This is a genomic window from Sneathiella chungangensis (genome assembly GCF_009882935.1).
Lineage (GTDB): Bacteria > Pseudomonadota > Alphaproteobacteria > Sneathiellales > Sneathiellaceae > Sneathiella > Sneathiella chungangensis.
Map to the genome: position 1 here is coordinate 1,137,816 of NZ_WTVA01000015.1, position 23,393 is coordinate 1,161,208.

The 23,393-nt window shown below is 52.4% G+C and carries 23 protein-coding genes and 1 pseudogene; 20 read left to right on the forward strand and 4 right to left on the reverse strand.

All coding sequences use genetic code 11. The features are described 5' to 3' along the window. Positions 1 to 196 precede the first annotated feature (196 nt). Together GQF03_RS18535 and GQF03_RS18540 are read left to right on the forward strand one after the other, a co-directional pair. The gene (locus GQF03_RS18535) at positions 197 to 2,041 is read left to right on the forward strand and encodes a DNA methyltransferase (RefSeq protein WP_161340779.1); all 1,845 of its coding nucleotides are present in this window, start codon (positions 197 to 199) and stop codon (positions 2,039 to 2,041) included. Beyond that, positions 2,038 to 2,604: a DUF5681 domain-containing protein gene (locus GQF03_RS18540; protein ID WP_161340780.1), complete on the forward strand. Its 567-nt coding sequence runs from the start codon at positions 2,038 to 2,040 to the stop codon at positions 2,602 to 2,604. Before GQF03_RS18535 ends, GQF03_RS18540 begins: the two co-directional genes overlap by 4 nt. A gap of 358 nt (positions 2,605 to 2,962) precedes the next feature. Here the strand turns inward: GQF03_RS18540 and GQF03_RS18545 are convergent, their stop codons facing one another. Together GQF03_RS18545 and GQF03_RS18550 are read right to left on the reverse strand one after the other, a co-directional pair. Next, complete coding sequence (locus GQF03_RS18545; RefSeq protein ID WP_161340781.1) at positions 2,963 to 3,589, reverse strand: LysE family translocator; 627 nt, start codon at positions 3,587 to 3,589, stop codon at positions 2,963 to 2,965. Then, positions 3,586 to 4,593, reverse strand: a complete 1,008-nt coding sequence (locus tag GQF03_RS18550) for an ABC transporter substrate-binding protein (protein WP_277346422.1) — start codon at positions 4,591 to 4,593, stop codon at positions 3,586 to 3,588. Before GQF03_RS18550 ends, GQF03_RS18545 begins: the two co-directional genes overlap by 4 nt. A gap of 5 nt (positions 4,594 to 4,598) precedes the next feature. Here GQF03_RS18550 and GQF03_RS18555 point away from each other — a divergent pair, with 5 nt between their 5' ends. The 11 genes and pseudogenes from GQF03_RS18555 to leuD all read left to right on the forward strand — a co-directional run bounded on the left by GQF03_RS18555 (position 4,599) and on the right by leuD (position 14,530). Next, the gene (locus GQF03_RS18555; protein ID WP_161340783.1) at positions 4,599 to 5,921 is read left to right on the forward strand and encodes a pyridoxal-phosphate-dependent aminotransferase family protein; all 1,323 of its coding nucleotides are present in this window, start codon (positions 4,599 to 4,601) and stop codon (positions 5,919 to 5,921) included. Between the two features lie 2 nt (positions 5,922 to 5,923). Beyond that, complete coding sequence (locus GQF03_RS18560; protein WP_161340784.1) at positions 5,924 to 6,271, forward strand: VOC family protein; 348 nt, start codon at positions 5,924 to 5,926, stop codon at positions 6,269 to 6,271. Between the two features lie 51 nt (positions 6,272 to 6,322). After that, positions 6,323 to 7,138 (forward strand): transporter substrate-binding domain-containing protein, encoded by an 816-nt coding sequence (locus tag GQF03_RS18565; protein ID WP_161340785.1) that lies wholly within the window; start codon positions 6,323 to 6,325, stop codon positions 7,136 to 7,138. Between the two features lie 105 nt (positions 7,139 to 7,243). Continuing rightward, on the forward strand, positions 7,244 to 7,900 hold the full coding sequence (locus GQF03_RS18570; protein ID WP_161340786.1) for an amino acid ABC transporter permease: 657 nt from the start codon (positions 7,244 to 7,246) through the stop codon (positions 7,898 to 7,900). Beyond that, positions 7,900 to 8,553, forward strand: a complete 654-nt coding sequence (locus tag GQF03_RS18575) for an amino acid ABC transporter permease (protein WP_161340787.1) — start codon at positions 7,900 to 7,902, stop codon at positions 8,551 to 8,553. The genes GQF03_RS18570 and GQF03_RS18575 overlap by 1 nt, the downstream gene beginning before the upstream one ends. After that, positions 8,553 to 9,413, forward strand: coding sequence for an amino acid ABC transporter ATP-binding protein (locus GQF03_RS18580; RefSeq protein WP_161340788.1), 861 nt, complete (start codon positions 8,553 to 8,555; stop codon positions 9,411 to 9,413). Before GQF03_RS18575 ends, GQF03_RS18580 begins: the two co-directional genes overlap by 1 nt. A gap of 6 nt (positions 9,414 to 9,419) precedes the next feature. Next, on the forward strand, positions 9,420 to 10,865 hold the full coding sequence (locus GQF03_RS18585) for an FAD-binding oxidoreductase (protein WP_161340789.1): 1,446 nt from the start codon (positions 9,420 to 9,422) through the stop codon (positions 10,863 to 10,865). 48 nt (positions 10,866 to 10,913) lie between these two features. Next, a pseudogene (locus tag GQF03_RS19235) lies at positions 10,914 to 11,144 on the forward strand (GntR family transcriptional regulator); the annotation flags it as partial. 66 nt (positions 11,145 to 11,210) lie between these two features. After that, complete coding sequence (locus GQF03_RS18590) at positions 11,211 to 12,431, forward strand: aminotransferase-like domain-containing protein (RefSeq protein ID WP_240958588.1); 1,221 nt, start codon at positions 11,211 to 11,213, stop codon at positions 12,429 to 12,431. A gap of 66 nt (positions 12,432 to 12,497) precedes the next feature. Then, positions 12,498 to 13,919 carry a 3-isopropylmalate dehydratase large subunit gene (gene leuC, locus GQF03_RS18595; protein ID WP_161340791.1) on the forward strand — a complete coding sequence of 474 codons (1,422 nt, stop codon included), beginning with the start codon at positions 12,498 to 12,500 and terminating at the stop codon, positions 13,917 to 13,919. A gap of 2 nt (positions 13,920 to 13,921) precedes the next feature. Continuing rightward, positions 13,922 to 14,530 (forward strand): 3-isopropylmalate dehydratase small subunit, encoded by a 609-nt coding sequence (leuD, locus tag GQF03_RS18600; RefSeq protein WP_161340792.1) that lies wholly within the window; start codon positions 13,922 to 13,924, stop codon positions 14,528 to 14,530. 170 nt (positions 14,531 to 14,700) lie between these two features. On the opposite strand, the gene GQF03_RS18605 is transcribed toward leuD, so the two are convergent. After that, the gene (locus GQF03_RS18605) at positions 14,701 to 15,612 is read right to left on the reverse strand and encodes a LysR family transcriptional regulator (RefSeq protein ID WP_380743732.1); all 912 of its coding nucleotides are present in this window, start codon (positions 15,610 to 15,612) and stop codon (positions 14,701 to 14,703) included. A gap of 194 nt (positions 15,613 to 15,806) precedes the next feature. Between GQF03_RS18605 and GQF03_RS18610 the strand changes: the two genes are divergently transcribed. The 6 genes from GQF03_RS18610 (at position 15,807) to GQF03_RS18635 (ending at position 21,549) form a co-directional block, all read left to right on the forward strand. Then, positions 15,807 to 17,231, forward strand: coding sequence for a KamA family radical SAM protein (locus GQF03_RS18610; RefSeq protein ID WP_161340794.1), 1,425 nt, complete (start codon positions 15,807 to 15,809; stop codon positions 17,229 to 17,231). Between the two features lie 84 nt (positions 17,232 to 17,315). After that, complete coding sequence (gene fdxA / locus GQF03_RS18615) at positions 17,316 to 17,642, forward strand: ferredoxin FdxA (RefSeq protein WP_161340795.1); 327 nt, start codon at positions 17,316 to 17,318, stop codon at positions 17,640 to 17,642. Next, complete coding sequence (locus tag GQF03_RS18620) at positions 17,639 to 18,352, forward strand: 3-oxoacid CoA-transferase subunit A (protein ID WP_161340796.1); 714 nt, start codon at positions 17,639 to 17,641, stop codon at positions 18,350 to 18,352. The genes fdxA and GQF03_RS18620 overlap by 4 nt, the downstream gene beginning before the upstream one ends. Next, positions 18,349 to 19,035, forward strand: coding sequence for a 3-oxoacid CoA-transferase subunit B (locus GQF03_RS18625; RefSeq protein WP_161340797.1), 687 nt, complete (start codon positions 18,349 to 18,351; stop codon positions 19,033 to 19,035). The genes GQF03_RS18620 and GQF03_RS18625 overlap by 4 nt, the downstream gene beginning before the upstream one ends. Further along, on the forward strand, positions 19,028 to 20,359 hold the full coding sequence (locus tag GQF03_RS18630) for an aspartate aminotransferase family protein (protein ID WP_161340798.1): 1,332 nt from the start codon (positions 19,028 to 19,030) through the stop codon (positions 20,357 to 20,359). Before GQF03_RS18625 ends, GQF03_RS18630 begins: the two co-directional genes overlap by 8 nt. A 248-nt stretch (positions 20,360 to 20,607) precedes the next feature. Continuing rightward, positions 20,608 to 21,549, forward strand: coding sequence for a LysR family transcriptional regulator (locus tag GQF03_RS18635; protein ID WP_161340799.1), 942 nt, complete (start codon positions 20,608 to 20,610; stop codon positions 21,547 to 21,549). Here GQF03_RS18635 and GQF03_RS18640 read toward each other — a convergent pair. Beyond that, positions 21,539 to 22,567 carry an alpha/beta hydrolase gene (locus GQF03_RS18640; RefSeq protein WP_162858502.1) on the reverse strand — a complete coding sequence of 343 codons (1,029 nt, stop codon included), beginning with the start codon at positions 22,565 to 22,567 and terminating at the stop codon, positions 21,539 to 21,541. The two genes, GQF03_RS18635 and GQF03_RS18640, sit on opposite strands and share 11 nt — an antisense overlap. A gap of 284 nt (positions 22,568 to 22,851) precedes the next feature. Between GQF03_RS18640 and GQF03_RS18645 the strand changes: the two genes are divergently transcribed. Further along, the coding region (locus tag GQF03_RS18645; protein ID WP_161340800.1) for an IS6 family transposase at positions 22,852 to 23,393 on the forward strand (542 nt) is incomplete at its 3' end.

Here is a 23,393-nt window from a genome sequence, read left to right on the forward strand (position 1 = left end):
TTTGTCCTCCTGTTATCGGGCGGAACCCTTCCGTCCCTACCGACAACAGCCCGGCAGACGGGCATAGCAACAGTGACGCTCCTTTGTGCGCCGAAGTCCAGTCTTTCTCCCCCGTTGAGGGCTATAAAGGTTGGCGGCTATTGGATTCTTCTATAAAATACTACATATGGTGTAATTATGTCATTGGATATACGAGATGAATGAAGGGCCAGACATTAAAAACCAGTTGAGCGTGACCTATCTTCGGTTAAGCGATCTGGTGCCGGATCCGAGAAATGCGCGCACCCATTCGAAAAAGCAGATCGAGCAGATCAGAGCGTCGATCGAGGAGTTCGGTTTTACCAACCCGATCCTGGCTGATCCTCAAGGCAATCTGATTGCCGGACACGGACGCTTGCTTGCAGCTAAGGCGATGGGCCTGAATGAAGTGCCGGTTATTACCCTCACGGGACTCACAGAAACGCAAAAGCGCGCCCTTCGCCTGGCGGATAACAAGATAGCGCTTAATGCCGGCTGGGATCTCGAGGTGCTGAAGCTGGAGCTTTCTGAACTCGCCACGCTTGATGTCGATATGGATGTGACGCTCACCGGGTTCTCGACAGGAGAGATCGATGTAATCCTGGACGGGCAGGATGATCCCGATGATGAGGTTATTCCCGCCGTTCCGGAAACGCCCAGAACCAAAGCGCGGGATATCTGGATACTGGGCGATCACCGTATCGGTTGCGGCGATGGCCGGGAACCTGCCTTCTTAAAAAGAGTGGTTGGTACAGATGCACAGGTCGATGCGGCCTTCCTCGATCCACCCTATAATGTCCGGATCAGTGGTCATGCCAATACCGGCGACCGGCATCGGGAGTTCGCCATGGCCTCGGGCGAGATGAGTGAGACAGAGTTCCGCACCTTCCTCAAAGAGACACTCGGCGCCTGCGCCACTGTCTCCCGCGATGGCGCCGTTCACTTTGTCTGTATGGACTGGCGGCATATGGAGGATGTAACCGCTGTTGCCCATGATATCTATGGGGCCTTTCTTAATCTTTGCATCTGGAACAAGTCCAATGCCGGCATGGGTTCGCTCTATCGCTCGAAGCATGAACTGATATTTGTCTATCGGGTCGGGGAGGCGGCGCATCTCAATATGGTGGAACTTGGCAAGCATGGCCGCAACCGGACCAATGTCTGGGATTATGCGTCGGTCAATTCCTTCCGTGGGAGCCGCCGCGAGGATCTTGTGCTGCATCCCACGGTCAAGCCGACGGGACTGGTGACGGATGCGATCAAGGATATAACCCGGCATGGGGACCTCGTCCTCGATATCTTTCTGGGCTCGGGCACGACCCTGATTGCGGCCGAACGGGCAGGGCGCCGCTTCCGCGGTGTGGAGATTGATCCGGCCTATGTCGATGTCGCCCTTGAGCGATGGTCTGCGCTGTCGGGCAAGGAGCCACGCCTTGAGGAGAGAGAGGAAATGACGGACAAACCAACACGAGGCAATCCTCCCGTCTCGGGGCGGTTCAAGAAGGGCCAGAGCGGAAACCTCAAGGGTCGCCCGAAATCGAAAGTTGAGACTTCCAAAACGTCTGCCGTCGAAGTGATCCTGGACAAGACCCTCACGGTTATGCGCGGTGGAGTTCCGCGTGAGATCACCATGGAAGAAGCTTTGCAGCAACACACGCTTCAACAGGCCTTGGAGGGGAACCGTTCGGCGCAGCGTGAGGTGCTGAAATGGATTGCAAAAAGAGACAAATACTTTGCAGCAGAAAACCAACGGAAATCTCCGCAAGTGGTGACGTCCAGGATAACGACAGATCCCGCCAATGCGGATGACGCCCTGTTGCTGCTTGAAATTACAGCTCTTGACCCCAGGCGTCAGGACATTAAGGCAGATCGGCCACAAATGTTGCTCGAGCCCTGGGCGGTGCAGGCGGCGTTGAGCCGGCGTCGCGGGGGCCAGAAGCTGATCGAAACGGAAGTCGCGGATATTCGTCGCTGTACACGGGATCCGGATAGTCTGAACTGGCCGAGAGGGACGGACGTATGATGGATGATGGAAGCGGAGGCGACAGGGAGGCGGGGTATAAAAAGCCGCCTGTCGCGACGCGATTTAAGAAGGGCCAGAGCGGCAATCCAAAGGGTCGTCCGAGGGGACGCTACAGCGAAGCGCCCTATGAGGCGGTACTGGGCCAGCTGGTGACGATCCGGGAGGAAGGCGTTGAGCGCAAAGTCACAGCGGAGGAAGCTTTCATACTGCGGATTACCAAGCGCGGGCTGGAAGGGGATATCTCGGCTGCCCGGTATACCATGACTATTATCGCGGAAGGGAAAGCGCTGCGGGCCGTCAATGATCCGGGTTTCTCCGAGATGATTATAAACGCGGTCTCGCCCGGGAGCGTCAACACAGCCCTCGAACCTTTGCGGATGGCAAAGAAACTTGATGCTTATCGAGACACCGCCCGTATGGCGTTGGAGCCCTGGATTGTCGAGGCCGCCCTCGAACGCCTCGGGGAGCGGCGTCTCACCCGGGAGAAGCAGCGCACTATCGTCAAAGCAACACGGACGCCCTGGAAGGTCAGCTGGCCTGACTGGTGGGAGGAGAGGCCGTAGGCAGCTGGCGATTGTAAGGAGCCACTAGTAGGATAATCGATGTGAAAACTCCCAATTCCCGTTCCGGCGACGAGAGTAGACGATGCTGAACCTCAGGCGCATGCAAAGCTTAAAAAAATTCGTTTCCACTCACGCGTCCCTCCACAATCATTTCAAACATGAGCGTCACCTAACCAAGCGAAAAATATTCAAGCTTCAACGCCATGCCGCGCTGGCCGAGTGGCAACAACTTAGCGCGGCATAATAGGGGCAGGTTTGAGCCATTTTGCGCTAAACTGAGACGTAATCGCATTCGTCTGACACCGCCCAAATTAGTGTATCTCAAAGTAAGCATGAATGCACACCAGTATGACGGCAGTTATTGAACTAGCGTAAGAAACGCCAAGCCATACACAACAAATGCCCAGCCAGTTCCTAGTTGCACAAGCTTCAATCCTCGTTGTGACAAAAACTGGCGATGGAACAGTCGGACTAGCACAACGATTATCATGTGAGCTAGATAGCACAATATCGAAAAAGTAAATCCCATGATGGCAGCCTGTGGCAGCATTGGTATGTTCGGCGCCAAGAACGGGAGAAACAGCGCAGACAACAACAGAATGGCTTTTGGGTTCGTCACAGCTACAACCAAAGCCTCAATGAATAGTGCCCGAGGTTGGATTTGGTTCCGTGCCTCTAATGTAACGGCAGGAGAATTCGGATCGCGCGCGATCAAATTGCGAATGCCGAGTACGATCAGATAGCCAGCTCCACACCATTTGACTAGCATGAATACAGTCGGCGCCGTATTCAACAGCATGCCCAGCCCAAATGTAACGGCAAAACCAAGGATGAGTAGGCCGATGCTATTACCTAGTGCTGACCAAGCCGTGGCTCGACCGCCAAACCGGACAGTATTGTGGAGTGCGAGCAGCATCGCCGGGCCAGGGCTTAACGCTGGTGCGATGCTGATCAGGATGAATAGAGTCCAATTGGTGATACTCATAGCGCGGCCGCCGGCTCAACTACGGCATAATGATGGCCGGAGCTCTCACCGTCGCTGTCGAACGATAGCCTTCCAATACATGTCTCGAACTGGTAGCCGTGAATAATCATGGCGACATCAGGAGGTTTGGGGCTCGCCGAGCGGGTCAACGCCTCAAGCAAAACCTCCCCAGCGGCTTGGCCGAGAAGCCGATACTGCTGGAATTGGTCATCCGATCCAGTGTTCTGTCCGTTGGGCAGCAAGCGAACGAACCTTAGCGTCCGCCGAGCACTGGCAGAGAGGCCGGTAAGATCAACGTTCCCGCCAGCCTCGAAACAAAGTAAGAGGCTATTTGGTTGGGTGACGCCTAGGTGAAGCAGGACGCGGCGCATAATTTCAGCATTATGCCCAGCGTAAAAAATGGCCCGTGGATAGTTTGAATCTGCACCACGGAAGATTTTTGCGAGATTTGTATCCCTCTCGATGTAAAGAACTTTGCACGTTTTGCGGCGGTGATGCTTCAAACGATCGAGCAGCGCCTGTTTCTGGCTGTCGCCGGTGACGCCAGCTTCTGCAACGATCGCAAAAGCATGTCTCGGAAACTCAGCCGTTGCATAGTCGATCATGAGTTCGGCTTGCCGCCCATCATTGCCACAGATCCTGAACTGGAGACCGTTATCGGATAGGTGTATGCCGTTGCTTGTCGCAGCCGGGATGAGATGCAGCATGCCTGCTGCTCGGTAAATATTCAAAGCGGCGCTTGTTGCATCCGAGCATAAATGTACTATAACAAAACGCGTATCAGTGCTGAAAATCCCAATCGCCTTGCGGATTGCTTGAGAAGCATCGCATGCGTCATCATAAATTTCAGGCCGTATTTTCTCGCTAAGGTCGCCAATGTCTCTTAGCTGTCTAAATGCTAATTCAACCCCATTCATCAAGGCTTTACATACGTTTGACATGGGGCCGCGCCGTGCTGTGACGACGACTATACGAGTGTGATGGCTTGGAGGCACGAGTCTCATTGTTAATGTCCGGAGCAGAAAGAATCATTTTAATTGTTGACAAACATTTAATTCATATGCATACATTAATGCAACAATTAAATTTGTCAGACACATTTATCAAGGAGCGGTGCATGTCGCGGAGAGCATCAGATGAAGAGTTGGTGGCGGGTAGAGATGTCACTTTACCAAGCGATGCTGAACTGAATATGTCGACGGGGCCGGTTCACGTGTCGGATCATGTATTGCGCTCGCAGTTGAGCGCTGCGTTTTCACCGCATCATGAAAATTTTCGCTCGATCTATCTGGATCTTTGCGATCGCGTGAAAAGAGTCCTGCGGACGGAGCAGGACCTGCTTATCATGCACGGCTCGATCCGGGTCGGTCTTGATATTGTGTTGGCGAATATGATCGGTCCCGGCGCCAAGATTCTGGCGCTAAGCAATGGTTACTGGGGTAGTTACATTGCGGACAACGCCCGTGCACACGGTGCGGATGTGATCGTGTATGAATCAAATCCCTGGCATCCAATTGACGCCGAAGAAGTCGACCGAATTCTGTCGCAGCACCCTGATATAGATATGGTAACGGCGGTTCATATAGAGACGAGTACCGGGATTAAAAATGCAATCCGAGAGATCGGCGGTGTGGTGGCCAAGTATAATGCCATATTCTTCGTGGATACGGCGTGTTCGGCTGGTGCAATCGCTGTAAATACCGATGATTGGAAGATCGATATCTCGGTGACCGGTACTCAGAAGACATTTGGCAGCCTGCCGGGCCTCAGCATTATTACGATGAGCGAGAAGGCGTGGGCGACGTATGAACGAGCGCCGGGAACAGGGAGGCCGGGACACCTCAATCTGCGTTACCTGTTCGACGCCAATCTCCAGGAGATCGTTCGTCCGGCTTATACGCAGCCGACGTCCTTAATTGTCGCTTTCAACGCGGCAATAGAAGAAATTGAGCGTGAAGGCATAGACAACTGGTTTCATCTGCATGCGGATGCCGGCGCATTGCTGTTAAAGTCGTTGCGAGAGAAGGGTTTTGAATTGATTGCAGACGAACACCGAAACATATCCGGAACGGGAGACGATGCGGATTTCTCTTGTACCGTATTCGCCGTGAAAGTACCGGACGGTCTTGACGAAACCGCCTTCCGGAACGAGTTGCGCAGAGCATTCGGTATCTTCGTCATAGGGAACGTCGGGGCCTTGGCCGGTCTGTCTTTTCGGATCGGGTTGATGAGTTCGGTTCAGATGAATCCGCGGAACATCCTTGCGACCGTCGCGGCACTCTCCGAGACTCGTGATAAGCTGTGCCGCGACAAAGGAAAAAGAGGATTATAGAAATGTCGAAAGCGACAAACGCAAAACGTGTGCATATTGCCCTTGCTGTTGATGATCTAGAGGACGCCATCGCGGAATTCACAGAACGGCTGGGTGTTCCGCCGCGAGCCATTGCGGGTGGGGAATATGCGCTCTTTCTTACGCCGATCTTGAACTTGTCGATCTCCGAGGTGGCTGGTCAGGCAGGAAAGCTGAGGCATCTCGGTTTTGAAGATGACACAGCGCCATCGTTCACGATCGAAACAGATTCCAACGGATTTATCTGGGAGCACTTCACGCTTGGTCAACAGGCGGAAGAAATCAATGCATACTGGCCTAAAACGGGCTGGAACCCGGGTCCCGAGGAGTAGAGGGCCTGACGCAGGACCTATTGAAACCAGCTCTTATAGAGGGAGGCTGAAATGCATAAACTACTAAAAATGGGCGCGCTCGTCGTGGTCATGATCACGATGGCAACAGCTGCCATTGCAGATGGCACGAAAAGTCGTCTTGAGGAGATAAAGGAGCGCGGATATCTGATCGTCGGCGTTACTTCTGAAGCACCCCCGTTCGGCTTTATCGATGATAAGAACGAACTCGTCGGATATGAGATCGACGTCGCTAAACTTATTGCTAAGGCTTTTTTCAAGGACGAGAACAAGATTGAGTTTGTAAAGCAGTCGTTCTCGGCCAGATGGTCGAATATCGATACCGGAAAGATCGACTTTGGCATTCAAGTTACGACGGTATATCCAGAGCGCCTGCTTCGGGTGGCGTTCACGCGGCCATATATCAACAGCGGTACTGCAGTTGTTGTGCGTAAAGCGGATGGGATCAGCACGATTGCGGACCTGAACAAAGACGGTATCCGCGCCGGATTGATTACGAACCCGCAGCAGGAAGAGCGCCGCAAGCGCTATTTCCCGAAGACAACGCCGGTAACGTTCGATGGTTGGACGCCGATGTTACTTGGGCTGCGGGCAAACCGCGTCGATCTGATCCAGATGGACCTGCCGCAGGCGCAATGGTTCGCGGCAACCAGCGACGACCTGCTTGTGCTTCCCGGTTTGATTAGTGAGCCGACTTACAACGCGATATTCTCAAAGCACGGCGACTTTCCACTTTGGCTGGCGCTCGACCAACTAGTGGCAAGCATGCGAGGGGGGCCGTTGTACGCGGAATACACCGCAATCTTTAAGAAATGGTTTGGCGTAGAGCCAGAGCGGGTATCTCCCTAACCCGTGGCATCGGACGGCGGGGTGTCCAGACCCCGCCGACCGACCTTGCAGGTACGAAGACTTACAAGTTAGCTCAAACACAATCTTACAAAGTTTTTTAGAAACATGCAGCTATATTATATCGAACGAACGCTTCCGGATTTACTGGCAGGATTGGCTCTTTCAGCAGAACTGGCCGTTTTCGGCATTCTGTTTGCGTTCATTTGGGCGTGGCTTTTGGTCGGCGGCCAGCGCTCGCAGCTTCCGCCGATACGCATGGCGTCCCAGGTCCTGGTTGATTTTGCCCGCTATACGCCTGTGCTATTGCAATTGTTCGTGCTGTATTTCGGTTTGCCACTGATCGGAATCACTCTGTCGGCATTTTTCTGTGGGGTCGCGGCACTGGCGTTTCAGCAGGGCGCCTACCTCGCGGAAATATTTCGCGGCGGTATCAATTCAATAGACAAACATCAGGTTCAGTGTGGTGTCGCGCTCGGACTCAAACGCCGTACGGTGTTTTATTCGATCATCCTTCCTCAGGCGCTGATCAAGATGCTTCCGGCAATCGGTAATCAGGTTATCTTGCTGTTTAAAGACACGACGATCGTCGCCGCGATAGGAATAATGGAGGCAACGATGACAGCGAAAGTTCTCTCGGAACAAAGCGGGGCAACTTACTTCCTTTTCCTGATGGTGGCCGTGATATTCATTGTGGCGACGTCTGTGCTCGGCCTCGTGGTGCGGTATCTGGAGGGAATTCGACGCAGGAGGTATGGTATCTGATGGACATTTTAATTGATGCTTTTCCATATTTGGCCAAGGCGGCTTTTCAGACTGTCTGGCTTTCCGTTGCCACCATTTTGCTGGCGACGGCCGTTGGTAGCGTATTGGGCGTCATGAGTGTGCTTTATAAGCATGTTTTTGGGCCGCTGATCAGCGTGTATGTGTTCTTGATCCGTGGAGTTCCGATCTTAGTACTAATTTTTGTCGCCTACTTCTCGTTCCCCACATTTGGATTGTATCTAAACGATTACGTCGCAGTATTGCTCGTCCTCGTTTTCTATGGTGCCGCGTTGATTTCTGAAATCGTGCGCGGTGCAATTCTCGCAGTGCCGTACGCGCAGACGCAATCCGCTCAGGGACTAGGCCTGCGTCGTTGGCAAATCATGACCTACGTGTTGTTACCCCAGGCTTTGCGTTCCTGTATCCCGCCGTTGCTGAACAACTATGTGCACCTTGTGAAGTGCACGAGTTTTGTCTCTGTGGTCGGTGTTTGGGAACTTACCCTAGCGGCGCGCGAGGTAACTGAGCGAACGGGAGCGCCGTTCACTATTCTGCTCACCGTGATGCTGTTTTATTACGCCATATGCTATCCGATGGCAAAAGTCGGTCGTCGTCTTGAGCGTAATCTTGGATCTTCAGAGGAGGCTCTATAATGAATGCCGGTCAAATACAGGAAGTCGCATTGCGAAGAGAGGACAAGTCATTGTCTGACTCGGCTCTCACCAGGTCAGAAGGAGCGCGGCATTTTATTGACGTAAATGACGTCGAAAAATGGTTTGGTCAGTTGCAAGTCCTAAAGGGAATCAATTTCGAAGTCACCCAGGGACAGGTGGTTGCATTGATCGGCCCGAGCGGGTCGGGCAAGTCGACGATGTTGCGATGTCTGAATTTCACCGAGCAGTACGATAGCGGAGAAATATGGATTGATGGCGAAACGGTCGGATACAGATTTGACGGCCAAGGGCGCCGAACTGTTCGGCCGGAATCGGAGATAGCCAGATTTCGCTCTCATGTCGGGATTGTCTATCAGAGTTATAATCTGTTCCCGCATATCAGCGTGCTCAAGAACATAATGCTGGCGCCGGTAAAAGTTCTTGGACATTCCAAGACGAAAGCCCGTGAAACGGCAATGGACCTTCTCGCCAAGGTAGGTTTGTCCGAAAAGGCAGATGCGTTTCCAATCAATTTGTCGGGTGGACAGCAGCAACGTGTCGCGATTGCCCGGGCGCTGGCGATGGAGCCGAAAATTATGCTGTTCGACGAGGTTACGTCGGCACTGGACCCTGAACTCGTCGGCGAGGTGCTGAACGTGATGAGGCAGCTGGCGGCCGACGGCATGACAATGGTCGTTGTTACCCACGAAATTCAATTTGCACGTGAAGTCGCTGACAAAGTGATATTCATGGATCATGGCGTGATTGTGGAAAGTGGTGTGCCGTCAGAGGTCTTGGATAATCCAAAGACTGAGAGATTACAGTCTTTCCTGCAGCGGCATTTCGATAGCCGGAGTTAAACATAGATGAATACGAACCAAGAAAAGATGGAATTACAATCAGAGGGTCAGCTCTTTGTTTTGCACAGAGTAGATGACCCATCGAAATCACTTCGGCGGCATGAACTTCGGTCGGCACATTTAGATTATCTGGCCGAGTTTGAGGCTCATATTCTCATGGCTGGGGCATATGTTGATGAAGAAACAGGCGATGAACTCGGTAGCCACTATTTGCTTCGATTCACAAGTGAGCGCGAAGCGCGCAAGTTCGTGGACGGAGACCCATTTGTGATGGAAGGGCTTTTCGCAGATCTAGATCTGAATCGATGCGAAATGCGGCTTGGCTCACTGCTCAGCGAGCAAGCATCGCCGCAGAGTGTAAACAAACTCGCCGAGCCGACTTCAAATCGAGCGCAAGGAGAACCGCTTGGCAAGGGCGAAAGCGCAAAAGTGACGCTGGAGTTCTCTGATGGAGAGACTGCGATGGTCCCAATAGACGCCGGGACGTCGATCATGGAAGGCATGCGTCAAGCGGGGATATCAATGGCATATGACTGCCGTCAAGGTCAATGTCAGACCTGCAAGTGTGATTTGGATGATGGAAATGTCTCGTACCCAGAGGGACATGACATCACCCTGTCGGAAAGCGAACGGGCTGGCGGCGCGGCGCTACCCTGCGTCGCCCGTCCGGCAACGACGACTTTAAAGCTTCGAGCCCCGTACGACCGGTCGAAGTTATTGCCGATTAAGAACAAGAAGGTCGAGGTGGTTGCCATTGAGAAGCTTTCCGAGACGGTTATCGGGTTAAAGTGCAAGTATAGCCCGGCAGTGAAGATCAACTTTCTTCCAGGCCAATACATTCGAATCAAAATTCCTGGAACGGGCGAGGACCGTTGTTTCTCGTTCGCGACCGCATTAGAGGACTGGCCGCACCTAGGGTTCCTTATCCGCATGTTGCCGAATGGAAAAATGTCCAATTACCTGAAAAGGCTCAAGAGCGGAGACAAAATCACGATTCAAGGGCCGTATGGCAGTTTTTATCTGCGTGATCGCCCTGGGCGTATTGTTATGGTCGCCGGTGGCACGGGATTGGCGCCCATGCTGTCGATGCTGAAGACGCTTGAGTACCGGGGGGATACGGAGCGTGACATGGTGCTTTGCTTCGGCGTTACGAATCCAGGGGACGCCTTCATGCTTTCAGAGCTTGCAGACCTTCGCGATGTTTTCTCTAACATCGATGTCAGGCTGTCCATGATGAATGCGGATAAATCTTGGCCTCATGCGGCTGGAACTGCAGTCGACTTGTTGTATGGTAGTGACGCCGATGGTTTGTCTGACGACGATGCCGCGTACTTGTGCGGCCCGCCGATCATGGTTGAAGCAGCCAAGGATAAACTTGCCTCAATGGGCTTTAAACCGGATCAGATTGTTTGCGAAGAATTTATTCCAAGTGGCATACTGGCGGACAGCTAGTATTGTGGAAGCCTATCATGTTGCGCGACCGAAAACAGTGGAGGAGTAATGGGGAAGCCGAACTATACACTGGACGAACCAAGAGATGGTTCGGACCCTATTTATCAGAGAATCGAGCGAATGATTCTTCGTGAAGTCGATCGAGGAACTCTTAAGGAAGGTGATCGCCTTCCATCTGTGCGGGCGCTCGCAAATGATCTAAATGTCAACGCTGTTACGGTGTCGCGAGCATACCGGGAGTTGTCTCGGCGCGGTATCCTGACTGGGCGTGGCAGAGGTGGGACGGTGATAGCACATACATCGGCCAAACGCCACGCTAGCAGTTCTAGGCCGATAGATCCTAGCATGGCCGAGATATCACACTTGCGAACGGTTACAGGCAACCGAGCATTTCAACAGATGCTGGCTGCTAGCCAGTCTGAGCATCTAATTCAACTGACAAAAGCATATCCCTCAAGTGACTTGGTATGGACACCTGATGTCCACAAAACATTTCGAGACGTTAGCCGCAAGGCAGGCCCTGAATTGTTCGAATATACCTCGTCGGCAGGTAGTCTTGACCTTCGTCGCGCGATTTTAGTGTATGTCTCGGCGCAGGGCATGGAAGCTACAACAGACGAGATTATTATTACCAGTGGCGCGCAGCAGGGATTGGATATCGTGACGCGCACACTCATGCGAGCCGGAGACAAAATCATTATGGAGAGACCAACGTACTTCGGTATGTTGGATTTGCTACGATCTTCAGGGATCCAGCCTGTAACGGTCGAAATGCTGAATGACGGCGTGTCTCCTGAAGCATTGGAGGAGGCCATCGTGACCCATGGTCCGAAGGCTTTCTACACAATGCCGACGTTCCATAATCCGGCAGGCGTGACACAGAGTCTCGAACGCAGGCGCCAGGTCGTCGAGATTTGTGCTCGGTACAACCTACCTATTATTGAGGACGATTATGCGCCAGAGTTACGTTTCTCAGGTGAACCGCTTCCGACCTTGTGGTCGCTCGCTAGGGAAGAAGGAAATAGTTGCAGTGTGTTTTATGTCAGGGGATTTTCAAAAACATACCTGCCAGGAGTTCGTTTAGGATTCGTTCTTGTGCCGCGATCTGAGTACGAGAATGTCCTTTCCAGCCGAAGTTTGAGCACGCTTCATTCTTCCAATCTGGTTCAGCTTTTCGGCGTCGCATATTTTAAGAGTGAAGTTTGGCTGAGTGTGCGCGATCAACTGGTTAAAACCTACAGCAAACGGCAGTCCGCACTCGTAAAGAGCTTAAAGTCAAACTTGCCGAGAACGGCTCGGATTCTAGCACCGGACGGTGGCTTGAACGTTTGGCTGCATCTACCTGATGAGATTGATGCAACCGAAATGTTCTATACGGCGATCCGGAACGGAGTTTCCTATTTTGCGGGTGAGCTGTTCTTTGCGGACAAACCAGCATTGAATACCATGCGGGTCAGTTTCGGAGCTTTGAGCGAAGCGGAGATTCCGGATGCGGCCGCGCGCTTGGGTGCCACAGTGTCACAGCAAATGGGCGAAAAGGCACCTTCCGTAACAATGGTCCTTTAATGTTCGGAACCAGTCTTTACCGTTTGGTTGCCGCGTCGTCCGATTTTTTTTGTTTGGGTGAGGAAAATGGGCAAATCGATTTACGACAAGATTTTTGAAAGCCATATAGTCGGTATGGTTGATGATGAAACGTATCAGCTATATGTCGATCGCCATCTAATTCACGAAGTCACTAGCCCACAGGCTTTTCAGAATATCGCTGCGTCCGGACGTTCAGTCCGAAAGCCGGAATCGATACTCGCTGTAGCAGATCATAACGTTCCCACCGATCCAAACAGGCTCTCAAGTGGAATATCTGACCCGGTCTCGCAAAGACAGGTTGATGCGTTGGTGGAAAACACGCGGACTTGGGGCATCCCATATTTCCCGCTCGATGACCCGCGTCAAGGAATCGTCCATATAGTCGGACCCGAGCAAGGAATGACGCATCCCGGCATGCTGGTCGTATGTGGCGATAGTCATACGTCGACCCATGGTGCTTTTGGAGCGCTGGCTTTTGGAATCGGTACGTCCGAGGTCGAGCACGTGCTGGCGACACAGACTTTGCTTCAGAAGCGCGCAAAAAACTATCATGTGTCAATTAATGGCGTATTACCTATCGGTGTCTACGGGAAGGATGTGGTTTTGTCATTAATCGCGCGCATCGGAACTGCGGGCGGGACCGGACATGTCATTGAGTATTCGGGGTCGGCAATCGAGAAGATGTCGATGGAAAGTCGCATGACAATCTGCAACATGACCATCGAAGCCGGCGCACGCGCAGGGCTTATGCAACCGGATGAGACGACGTTTGAGTATCTCAAGGGACGACCCCTGTCTCCGGGTGTAGAATACTGGCAGGCTGCATTAGAACACTGGGAGAATTTTTTGCCTGATTCTGATGCGGAGTATTCGAAGATGGCCGATATCGACGTGAATGGTTTGGAGCCGTTCGTGACTTGGGGCACCAGCCCTGAGGATGGGATCTCGGTCCTCGGAAAAGTGCCGGATCCCAGTCACATTGAGGACCCAATCCGTACCCGAGCGATCGAACGTTCGCTCGAGTATATGGGGCTGGAAGCCGGGCAGCCCGTGAGAGGATTGCCGATCGATCAGGTTTTCGTAGGCTCATGTACAAATGGGCGGATCGAGGATCTGCGCCTTGCTGCGTCGGTCGTTCGTGGACGCCAGGTGAACAGCCGAACTCGGGCGTGGGTCGTGCCAGGTTCGGGGCTTGTTAAACGCCAGGCAGAGGAGGAGGGACTCGCCAAGGTATTTGTCGATGCTGGGTTTGAATGGCGTGAACCAGGTTGTTCGATGTGTCTGGGAATGAATCCCGATAGGCTCCAAACAGAAGAACGATGTGTCTCGACATCCAACCGGAATTTCGAAGGCCGTCAGGGGCGGGGCGGTCGAACTCATCTCGCGAGTCCGGCCACTGCGGCAGCGAGCGCAATTGCGGGTTACATCGAAGATCCGCGTGAGCTAATTACAGGTCAGGCCGATTGACAATGGAAAAATTCGATAAGCTTACCGGCGTAGCGGCGCCTCTCGATATGATCAATGTCGATACGGATAAAATTATTCCAAAGCAACACTTGAAGTCCGTAGAGCGGGGAAATCTGGCTGAAGCACTGTTTGATGAATTGCGGTATTTGGACGATGGCACGGAGAATCCAGATTTTATCCTGAACAAGGACTCGCACCGTTCATCGGAAATTCTTATAGCAGGAGAGAACTTTGGGTGCGGCTCAAGCCGCGAACACGCACCTTGGGCAATTCGTGATTTTGGTATTCGCTGCGTCATTGCACCAAGTTTTGCTGATATTTTTTTCTCCAACAGTTTCAAGAATGGGATGCTCCTGATTACGCTACCGCGTGAAGTTCTTGAACCGTTGATGGAGAAGGCATCTCGTGGCGCGAATGCCACATTTACAGTGAACCTGGAAAGACAGGTAATTGTCGATCCTGATGGCGAAGAAACGGCTTTCGAGGTCGATGGTTTCCGTCGAAAATGCCTGCTAAACGGAACTGATGAAATAGGCCTCAGCCTCGAAAATATTGAGGATATTAACACGTACGAAACACGTCGCTCTTCGTCGCTGCCGTGGCTGGAGTAGAAACGTCGGCTTTGATAATATGGTTTGTTGCTGCTGCACAATATTTGCTTTCGGTATAGGAGCGAGAGTATGACCCTAGAGGCCTTTGTGGATAGAGCTTCTATAGCTTTATATGTTGCGGAGCCATTTTCTTCACAACCGCTTTCAAGCTACCCGTACACTCGAGCCGTCTATCCTAGCGGCACTGTGGAACCGGTGGCCTCATGAATCCATGATCGAAATGCCATAACGGGACCATAGTCGATGTCCTGGTTTGAGATCATCAAATAGTAAGCGGCGTCAGTTGGGATAACGTCATCGATGAGAACCAGCAGTTCTCCACTGTTGATTTCTTGTTGAATAAGGAACTTGGGCAGTAGAGCGATACCAAGTCCCGCGACTGCGGCTTGTGTCGCTGACGAAAATTGCTCAAAAAACATACCTGAGTCATGATGCGGTTCGACATCATGAGCGGCAAACCATTCGGTCCATGCATCTGCCCTGCTGGCAAGATGCAACAGTGGATAATTGGCGATGACATCAGCGGCAATTTTGCCATCGTCTTGCATGAGAGCTGGCGACGCTGTTGGCACAGCTTCGTCTGGCATTAGAAAGACCGCTTGGGCGCCGTGCCAGTCCGGCTTGCCGAAATGTATTGCTGCATGAATCCCTTCCATGGACATATCGAATGGGTGCAATTTGGTTACGAAATTGATTGTAATTCCAGGGTGCTGTTCGATAAAAGAGCTCAATCGCGGGATTAGCCAGCGAGTTCCGAAAGTGGGTAAGATGGCAATGTTTAGCATTCCAGAACTCGGGTTCGTCTGGACACTCAATGTCGCTGAGCGAATGCGTTTGAGCGCCAGGTTAACTTCGCGGGCATAGGCACGTCCGGCATCCGTCAAGGTGATCGTTTTGTTTTTGCGTTCGAACAACCGAACGCCGAGTTGTTCTTCCAGTGCACGTACCTGACGGCTGATTGCACCCTGAGTGAGATTCAGGCTCTTTGCAGCAATCGTGAAGCTATTGAATTGTGCCGCTGCGTCAAAAGCGACGAGCATACTTGAGCTCGGGACAAAGGAGCGTAATCTGGTGTGATCCATTACCATCTGTATCTCATCTATGAAAATTTGTGGTTTGTAACGATTCCTGTTCTGCGTAACACTGATTTCATCAAAACACCTTAATGAGGTGCTTTGAAACGAGAATATAGCAAAGCCGCTCTGAAAAAGCGATCTGCAATTCTGCGTTCTGAAAGCGAAACAAGCAAGAATATATGTAAAGATGGTAATGTGAAATGATCAACGAATATCAAGCTACACCTCGCGAGACCGCGTTCCTCAACCAGGTCGAGAACGGCAAATACAATCGCGAGATCATTACCGGGCTCGCGAAGTTCTTTTCAGGCGACGTGCCGGACGAGATGAAGGGGTTTTACTCCGAATCTGAACTCGATGCTCTGAGAGCGCTCGATAACTCGGATCGGGATACGCAGAAACGTATGCCCGTCAAAATCACCCGCCACTATTTTGAGAAAGCAAAAAACAGTCCCTCGTTGCAGGTACTGATCAAGGCGAGTCCAAAGGAAACGGTCGATCTTGCAGGGTCAGAAGACCCCGGGAAACAGTTGACCTATAGCCCGGTTGAAGGTCTCATCCACAAATATGAGCTTGGCCTTTTGTATGTCGCTTCCACATGCTCGGCCCATTGCCGATTCTGTTATCGTGAAGAACTCATCGCCAAGAAGGAAATTCAGCGCAAAGACGGGACGGTGGCGCCGAAAGGTCTCGCGAAAATTAGCGAAATTGTTCCCTATATTCGCGATCACAATCGTGAAGTCGATGCGAACGGGGGCCGGCATCCTTCGACTGGGCGAGAGAAGCTGCGCGAAATTTTGATGTCCGGCGGTGATCCGATGGTTCTTGGAAACAAGAATATCGCGCAGTGGCTCGCCGCGCTTTCCGAGGCGGGAATCGAATCGATACGGATTGGGACAAAAGAGTTAGCGTTCTTCCCGGACAGGTTTGATGAGACGTTCTTCGCGATGCTTGACAAGTTTCACGAGACCTATCCAGAAACAAACCTTCGGATGATGGTTCATTTTAATCACCCAGACGAGTTTTTGGTCAAAGATGCTGGAGGTAACTACGTCAGCAATCCCGACGGCGGCCTTGAATGGAATTCGAATGTTCGAGCTGCTGTGAAAGGGCTTCGTTCCCGTAGTTGGATCAACATCGACAATCAGGCACCAATTATCAAAGATATTAATGATGACCCCGATGCGCTTCGAATTATGCAACGTGAGTTAAAGCGCAACGGCGTAGAAAATCATTATTTCTTTTGCGGTCGGGATATTGTCGGTCACAAAGCCTTCAATGTGCCCATCGAAGAGGCATGGAAAATCCTGAACGAATCACAAAAAGGACTTTCGGGAACGGAGGCTCATGCTCGCCTGTCGATCACTCATTATAAAGGAAAGACGGAAGTAGCCGCCGTTGTCGAAGAGCCCATCCCGGGCTTGCCAGGTGCTGAGAATGGTGTTGTCATCTTTAAATTGTTGCGATCTGCAGAGTCAGCGCCGGACCGTGCGAAAGTCACGATTGTAGGACGTAATCCCGAGGCTATCTGGTTCAGTGGATACGACGACCGGGTGTTGTTTGATGAAGCCGGACTCTATTCCATGTATGGCATCGGATTGCTCGGCCAAGAGAATGCCGCCTAGTTGTTCTCGGCACCTTTCAATCTTGATCGGAATTCTATCGTCTTTAAAACGCATGCGGCTTTCAGGCATTGGGAAGGATCGCTTATGACATTCGTTGTTACAGATAAATGCATCAATTGCAAATACACGGACTGCGTAGAGGTTTGTCCTGTCGACTGCTTCTATGAGGGAGAAAATTTTCTAGCTATTCATCCGGATGAATGTATCGATTGTGCCGCTTGTGTGCCAGCGTGTCCAGTTGATGCAATTCTGGATGAATCGGACCTGACGGCAGACCAGAGTGTATTCTTGAATCTGAACCGGGAGATGGCGGAGGCCTGCCCTAATATCAGCGTACGGCGGGCGCCGCTTCCAGATGCAGAGAAGTGGGCAGGCGCCAAGGGCAAAATCGACGAACTGGTGCGCCCATGAGTGTATCGGTGCTCAATACATGCTTCGACGCCGTATCAAGTATTCGCGAGGGTTCAACCGTTTTAATCGGTGGATTTGGTGAGGCGGGGAGTCCAGTTGAGCTGATCCATGCTCTCATCGATCACGGCGTCCGAGACTTGACTGTAGTCAATAACAATGCCGGAAATGGAGAAGTCGGGCTCGCAGCATTGATCAAAAACCGGCAGGTGAGGAAAATGATCTGTTCGTTCCCCAAATCAAGTCGGTCGACAGTTTTTGAGCAGTTGTATCGTTCCGGTAGCATTGAACTCGAATTGGTGCCTCAGGGAACACTTGCAGAGCGTATCCGCGCAGGCGGCGCGGGTATACCTGCGTTTTTTACGGCCACCTCAATCGGAACCCAGCTCGCTATCGGCAAGGAGTCGCGGCGCTTTAAAGATAGTCGGGATTATGTTCTCGAATTCGGCATTCAGGCCGATGTAGCGCTTATCAAATGTGCGACCGCCGATGAGAAAGGTAATCTGACCTTCAACAAAACGGCACGAAACTTCAATCCAATTATGTGTACGGCGGCACTAGAAACGATCGTTCAGGCGAGCGAAATTGTTAAAGCCGGTGAAATTGATCCTGAATGTGTGATTACGCCTGGTGTGTTCGTTAATAAGCTGGTGCATGTGCCTTCACCGGTATCGGAGTCACAGCTCATCGAGGATGGAATAAGTTACCCATGAATATTTCAACGGTCTCTCGTTCAGGATGGACACGCGAGCAAATTGCTGAGCAGGTAGCTGGGGACATCGCGGATGGTTCCTACGTTAATCTGGGTATCGGCATGCCTGAAATGGTCTCGAAGTTCGTGCCAAATGGCCGCGAGTTTATATATCACACCGAGAACGGATTGCTGGGAATGGGGGGTACGCCGAAGGCCGGCGCTGTCGATCTAGATCTCATCAATGCGGGAAAGAAGCCTGTAACGATTGTTCCCGGAGCAAGCTTTTTCCACCACGCTGATAGCTTTGCGATGGTCAGGGGCGGTCACATCGACGTGTGCGTCTTGGGGGCGATGCAGGTTGCGGAGAACGGAGATCTCGCAAACTGGTCGACCGGCGAGCCGGACGCGATCCCGGCAGTGGGCGGCGCCATGGACTTGGTTGCCGGCGTAAAGACGGTTTACGTGATGACTCAGCATGTCACCAAAGACGAACGTTTCAAATTAGTCGAGTATTGCAGTTACCCGCTTACCGGTTCTGGCGTCGTTGATCGTGTCTATACCAATCTTGCCGTCATCGATGTGACCGATCGAGGGTTCATGCTCAACAGACTCGCCCCGGGTGTTACTTACGAAGAAGTATGCGAAGCAACCGGGGCCAAAGTTCATATCGGAAAAACAGAAGGGATAAATACAAATGCCTGATGCCGCTTCGAGATCCGCCAGGCTTTTTGCGCGGGCGCAGGAATTCCTTCCAGGTGGCGTGAGCAGAAACACGCTGCTTTATGATGGTCCGATGCTCTATGCATCTTATGCGAAAGGGTGTCGCGTCGTAGATGTCGACGGTCGCGAAAGAATAGATTTTGCGAATAATGTCGCGTCTCATATTCATGGGCATGCTTATCCGCCGATTGTTGAAGCGGTTTCCGAACAAATCGGACGCGGTACCGGATTTACTATGGCAACAGAAATCGAGATCGACTTCGCGGAACTGCTTTGCGGGCGATCTGACAGTTTCGACAAGATCAGGTTTGTGAATTCCGGAACCGAAGCCGTGATGGCCGGCATGAAAGCTGCGCGGGCATATACAGGTCGTAGCAAGATTGCGAAGGTAGAAGGCGGATACCACGGCGCCTATGATTACGCCGAGGTCAGCCAAGCACCCAGTCCCGAAAACTGGGGGGCAGCGGATTGTCCTGCTGCCGTTCCACTTGCGAAAGGGACGCCAAGAGGGCTTGTCGATGATACGATCGTCATTCCGTACAACGATACCGAGGTAGCCCTCAAGATATTGAACCGGCATGCGCACGAAATCGCCGCTGTCGTCATCGACCCGCTGCCGCACCGCGTCTGCATGGTCCCCGCTTCCGGAAACTTCGTGAACGCTCTGAGAAGATGGACGATTGAGAATCACGCTTTGTTGATATTTGACGAAGTCATCACGTTCCGCTCGGAGGTCGGTGGCATGCAAGCACACTATGAGGTCCGTCCGGATCTGACTGCAATGGGAAAGATGATTGGTGGCGGGTTTCCAGTCGGTGCACTTGCGGGTGTAAATGACGTGATGCAGGTTTTTGTATCCGGAGAGTATGGAGTGCCCCTGCCTCTATCAGGAACCTTCTCAGCGAATCCGGTGACGATGACAGCCGGGTATACGGCATTGCGGTATTTCGGACCTTCGGAGGTAGCGAAGTTGAACGAGCTTGGAGATTACGCGCGGAAGAATCTGACCGAACTGTTTCGAACGCTTGATATTCCGGTTTGTGTAACAGGGATTGGGTCCCTGTTTCGGGTGCACCTGAAGCCGGAACCGCCGAAGAACTTCCGTGAAACTTTTCAGGCACCGGCAGAAAAAGCTGTCGTCGGCGCTATCGTCCGGTCTCTTTACGAGGAAGGTTTCATGATGATCCACACGTGTTCGGCGGCGCTGTCGACACCGATGACCCGGCTGGAGATCGATATGCTGGTCGATGCACTCAACCGGATTTTAAAATCATTGAGACCGCGAATTCTGGAAGTGGCGGCGTGAACGGAGCACGCCTCATTGCTACGATCACGACATACCTCTGCCGGACAGGAGGTGGCTTTGCTATATGCGCAATGTACATCAGTGTTGGCCAAGCGATCGCATTGTTGCTGGAGCGGGTTTCGATAAAGGAATTTGCGATCCAATAGGCGATCCTTAGATTACCTGAAGCTTTTTTGGCGCCAATTGACGTAACAATACCCTTTTTAAATCACTGTGGTTTCACAACTAACATGTAAAAATTGCATATTATGAGTATTCCGCGTCGATACTTGCCATCGATAAGCCTTCTCGCCGCGTTTGAGGCCACGATACGCAACGGTAGCATATCTGCAGCTGCGCGTGAGCTGTCTCTGACACAAGGCGCCGTAAGCCGACAGGTACAGGCGATCGAAGATCAACTCGGTGTCGAACTGTTTCGCCGCGAGAGAAAACGTCTTATGCCAACTAGCCGAGCGAAGGCTTACGCACTAGAAGTAAAGGACGCACTCGATCGAATTGGACGGGCATCCGTTGATCTGACGGCAAATCCCGACGGCGGGGTTCTGAACTTGGCGATCCTGCCGACCTTCGGGACGCGATGGCTGGCGCCCAGGCTCGGCCGTTTTCTTTCCTCGCACCTCGGCATTACCGTCAATATGGCGACACGTCTGCGACCGTTCGACTTTGGGCTCGAGCGCTTTGATGCCGCCATTCACTTCGGCAGGCCGGACTGGCCAGGGGGAGAGTGCGTCCATTTGATGAAGGAATGGGTTGTGCCATGTTGCAGTAAGAACCTGCGCGATGGCCTTGATCCGATGACGCCAGCGGCTCTTCTTGATGCGCCGCTGCTTTATCTGGAATCGCGGCCGGAAGCCTGGCTACATTGGTTCAAACGGCACGACGTACCGGTGTCCGAGGTCCGCAGCATGCAGTTCGATCAGTTCGCGACGATGGCCCGTGCGGCGTCGGTTGGTCTCGGTATCGCCTTGCTGCCGATTTTTCTGGTTGAGACCGAACTCGCCGAAGGCAGCCTTGTGAGTGCCTTCGGCGAGCCGTGCAGCAGCGACGGGGAATACTACCTCGTCTGGCCTGCAGGAAGCGGAGAGTATCCACCGCTGAAACGCTTCCGAGATTGGATTGGCGCGGAGATCATTCAGTCGGACCCGGTGCACATCGGCGATTCCAAGGCCCGCCAACACACTACTTCATAAGCCCCGCGTCGTTGATCCAATCCTGGATCTTCGCGGCGATTACGTCGCTGTTCCGATCCATCATCATCATATGCGTGTTGCCCTTGATACCCATCTCCGGAAGATGCCAGACGGTGACCGGCACGCCGGCTTTCTTCAGGTCATCCTGATAGGATTCGAGCGTCGGTAGGAGGGTTTCACCCCAGATCGGCACATCCTTCAGATAGTCACCCCAGATAAAAAGGTGCGGGATGCCCGACATCTTCGCTAGCTCATCGGTCGATGCGTCAATACGGCCCGACGGTTCAACGGCGATGATCGCCTTGATTAGGTCGGGGTGGCGCAATGCCTCCTTGAATCCGAAGCTGCTCGCCTGGCTATGCAGCATAAGTACGCACGGACATTGCTTCTGGACGTAGGCGTCATACGCAGCTTGAGTTGGCGCGTTATTTTCCGAACCCCAGCGTGGGACGGCCTGTTTCATGAGCTGGTCGAACGAGCCGGTGGGAAACTGTTGGCCGTCATATTCCTTCCGCCCTTCAAAGGTCGGTCCGATACGGGAGATGGTCCACGCCTGGGCTTTAGTCCGGAAGAAAGGTTCCGTCTTGTAGATTTCGGGGTAGCGCGCCCAGGATGCCCTGCCGCGCTCCATGGCATCCGATACGTAAACGTCATGACCGGCTTTGAGGAAGAAGGATTGCCATCCAAGTTGGCCATCCGGTTTCGTCTCCCATGTAACGCCGCTCATTCCGCCGCCGTGCCACATTAGCAGCGGATACTTCGCTTTGGGATCGGCGAGACGTACGTACTGCACATACATCTGCTCCACCTCGAAACGACCGTTCGGATCACTCTTGAGCGGCTTAGCGTCCGGCGTGAACTTCAGCATCTTCACCGGCAGACCTTCCAGGTGTACCTCGCGGCCGCCGACGTGATAGCTGCCGATTTCCTTAACATTAAATGCATCGTCGGCGAACGCCGGGCCGGTCAGCGCCAGCATAACCATTGTCGCGCCGACGAATTTAGTCACATTAATCATCGTTTTCATTGTATTTCCCTGCTTGTAAGTCTTTTCTCAGTCGTCCCGTGTATGGCGGTGTGCCGGATGACCTCCTTCATTTACCGAGCGGGCGCGGAGCGCGCCGCTTCACAGATATGATGACTGGTTCGGCGTCCGTGAAAAATCGATGTTTGTGCATGGGGAACATTCGGATTCTGAATGATCGTCAAACTGGGGCATTGTCAAGTTAACGCTTAATACGAGGGGGCGCTGTCAGAAGAAAATAGCTTGTCGTCCTATTTGTCATTTTCTACTCTCCCTGAATGAAAAATCATAATCCATTTCGCTATTTCAAAACCTCCCCCGAGATCATCCGCCTGGCGGTGATGATGTATGTCAGGTTTCCCCTTTCGCTTCGCAATGTTGAAGACCTTCTTCATGAACGGGGCATCGATATTTGCCATGAGACTGTGCGTTATTGGTGGAATAGATTTGGCCCCCTGTTTGCGCGCGAGATCCGAAAGAAACGTATTTATCCCTCCCCAAATGACTCCAACTGGCGATGGCACCTGGACGAAGTTTTTGTAAAGATCAATGGCGAGACATATTACCTGTGGCGTGCCGTCGACCACGAGGGGGAAGTGCTGGAATGCTTTGTTTCTAAGCACCGCGATCGCAAGGCAGCCCTTGTTTTTCTTAAGAAACTTATGAAACGGTATGGAAAACCTCAAGTGATTGTAACGGACAGATTGCGTTCTTACCGTGCCGCGATGAAGGTAATTGAAAATGAAGCATCGCAAGAAACAGGTCGTTGGTTGAACAATCGCTGTGAGAACTCCCATCTTCCTTTCCGGCGACGAGAGCA

Bases quoted from the DNA above. Each gene is read 5' to 3' on its own strand.
- leuD (WP_161340792.1), top strand. From the start codon at position 13,922: ATGGAAAAATTCGATAAGCTTACCGGCGTAGCGGCGCCTCTCGATATG.
- GQF03_RS18585 (WP_161340789.1), top strand. From the start codon at position 9,420: ATGAATACGAACCAAGAAAAGATGGAATTACAATCAGAGGGTCAGCTC.
- GQF03_RS18550 (WP_277346422.1), bottom strand. From the start codon at position 4,593: ATGAGACTCGTGCCTCCAAGCCATCACACTCGTATAGTCGTCGTCACA.
- GQF03_RS18610 (WP_161340794.1), top strand. From the start codon at position 15,807: ATGATCAACGAATATCAAGCTACACCTCGCGAGACCGCGTTCCTCAAC.
- GQF03_RS18640 (WP_162858502.1), bottom strand. From the start codon at position 22,567: ATGATTAATGTGACTAAATTCGTCGGCGCGACAATGGTTATGCTGGCG.
- GQF03_RS18540 (WP_161340780.1), top strand. From the start codon at position 2,038: ATGATGGATGATGGAAGCGGAGGCGACAGGGAGGCGGGGTATAAAAAG.
- GQF03_RS18590 (WP_240958588.1), top strand. From the start codon at position 11,211: ATGGCCGAGATATCACACTTGCGAACGGTTACAGGCAACCGAGCATTT.
- GQF03_RS18565 (WP_161340785.1), top strand. From the start codon at position 6,323: ATGCATAAACTACTAAAAATGGGCGCGCTCGTCGTGGTCATGATCACG.
- GQF03_RS18635 (WP_161340799.1), top strand. From the start codon at position 20,608: ATGAGTATTCCGCGTCGATACTTGCCATCGATAAGCCTTCTCGCCGCG.
- leuC (WP_161340791.1), top strand. From the start codon at position 12,498: ATGGGCAAATCGATTTACGACAAGATTTTTGAAAGCCATATAGTCGGT.
- GQF03_RS18560 (WP_161340784.1), top strand. From the start codon at position 5,924: ATGTCGAAAGCGACAAACGCAAAACGTGTGCATATTGCCCTTGCTGTT.
- GQF03_RS18545 (WP_161340781.1), bottom strand. From the start codon at position 3,589: ATGAGTATCACCAATTGGACTCTATTCATCCTGATCAGCATCGCACCA.
- GQF03_RS18625 (WP_161340797.1), top strand. From the start codon at position 18,349: ATGAATATTTCAACGGTCTCTCGTTCAGGATGGACACGCGAGCAAATT.
- GQF03_RS18555 (WP_161340783.1), top strand. From the start codon at position 4,599: ATGTCCGGAGCAGAAAGAATCATTTTAATTGTTGACAAACATTTAATT.
- GQF03_RS18580 (WP_161340788.1), top strand. From the start codon at position 8,553: ATGAATGCCGGTCAAATACAGGAAGTCGCATTGCGAAGAGAGGACAAG.
- GQF03_RS18630 (WP_161340798.1), top strand. From the start codon at position 19,028: ATGCCTGATGCCGCTTCGAGATCCGCCAGGCTTTTTGCGCGGGCGCAG.
- fdxA (WP_161340795.1), top strand. From the start codon at position 17,316: ATGACATTCGTTGTTACAGATAAATGCATCAATTGCAAATACACGGAC.
- GQF03_RS18575 (WP_161340787.1), top strand. From the start codon at position 7,900: ATGGACATTTTAATTGATGCTTTTCCATATTTGGCCAAGGCGGCTTTT.
- GQF03_RS18620 (WP_161340796.1), top strand. From the start codon at position 17,639: ATGAGTGTATCGGTGCTCAATACATGCTTCGACGCCGTATCAAGTATT.
- GQF03_RS18605 (WP_380743732.1), bottom strand. From the start codon at position 15,612: ATGGATCACACCAGATTACGCTCCTTTGTCCCGAGCTCAAGTATGCTC.
- GQF03_RS18535 (WP_161340779.1), top strand. From the start codon at position 197: ATGAATGAAGGGCCAGACATTAAAAACCAGTTGAGCGTGACCTATCTT.
- GQF03_RS18570 (WP_161340786.1), top strand. From the start codon at position 7,244: ATGCAGCTATATTATATCGAACGAACGCTTCCGGATTTACTGGCAGGA.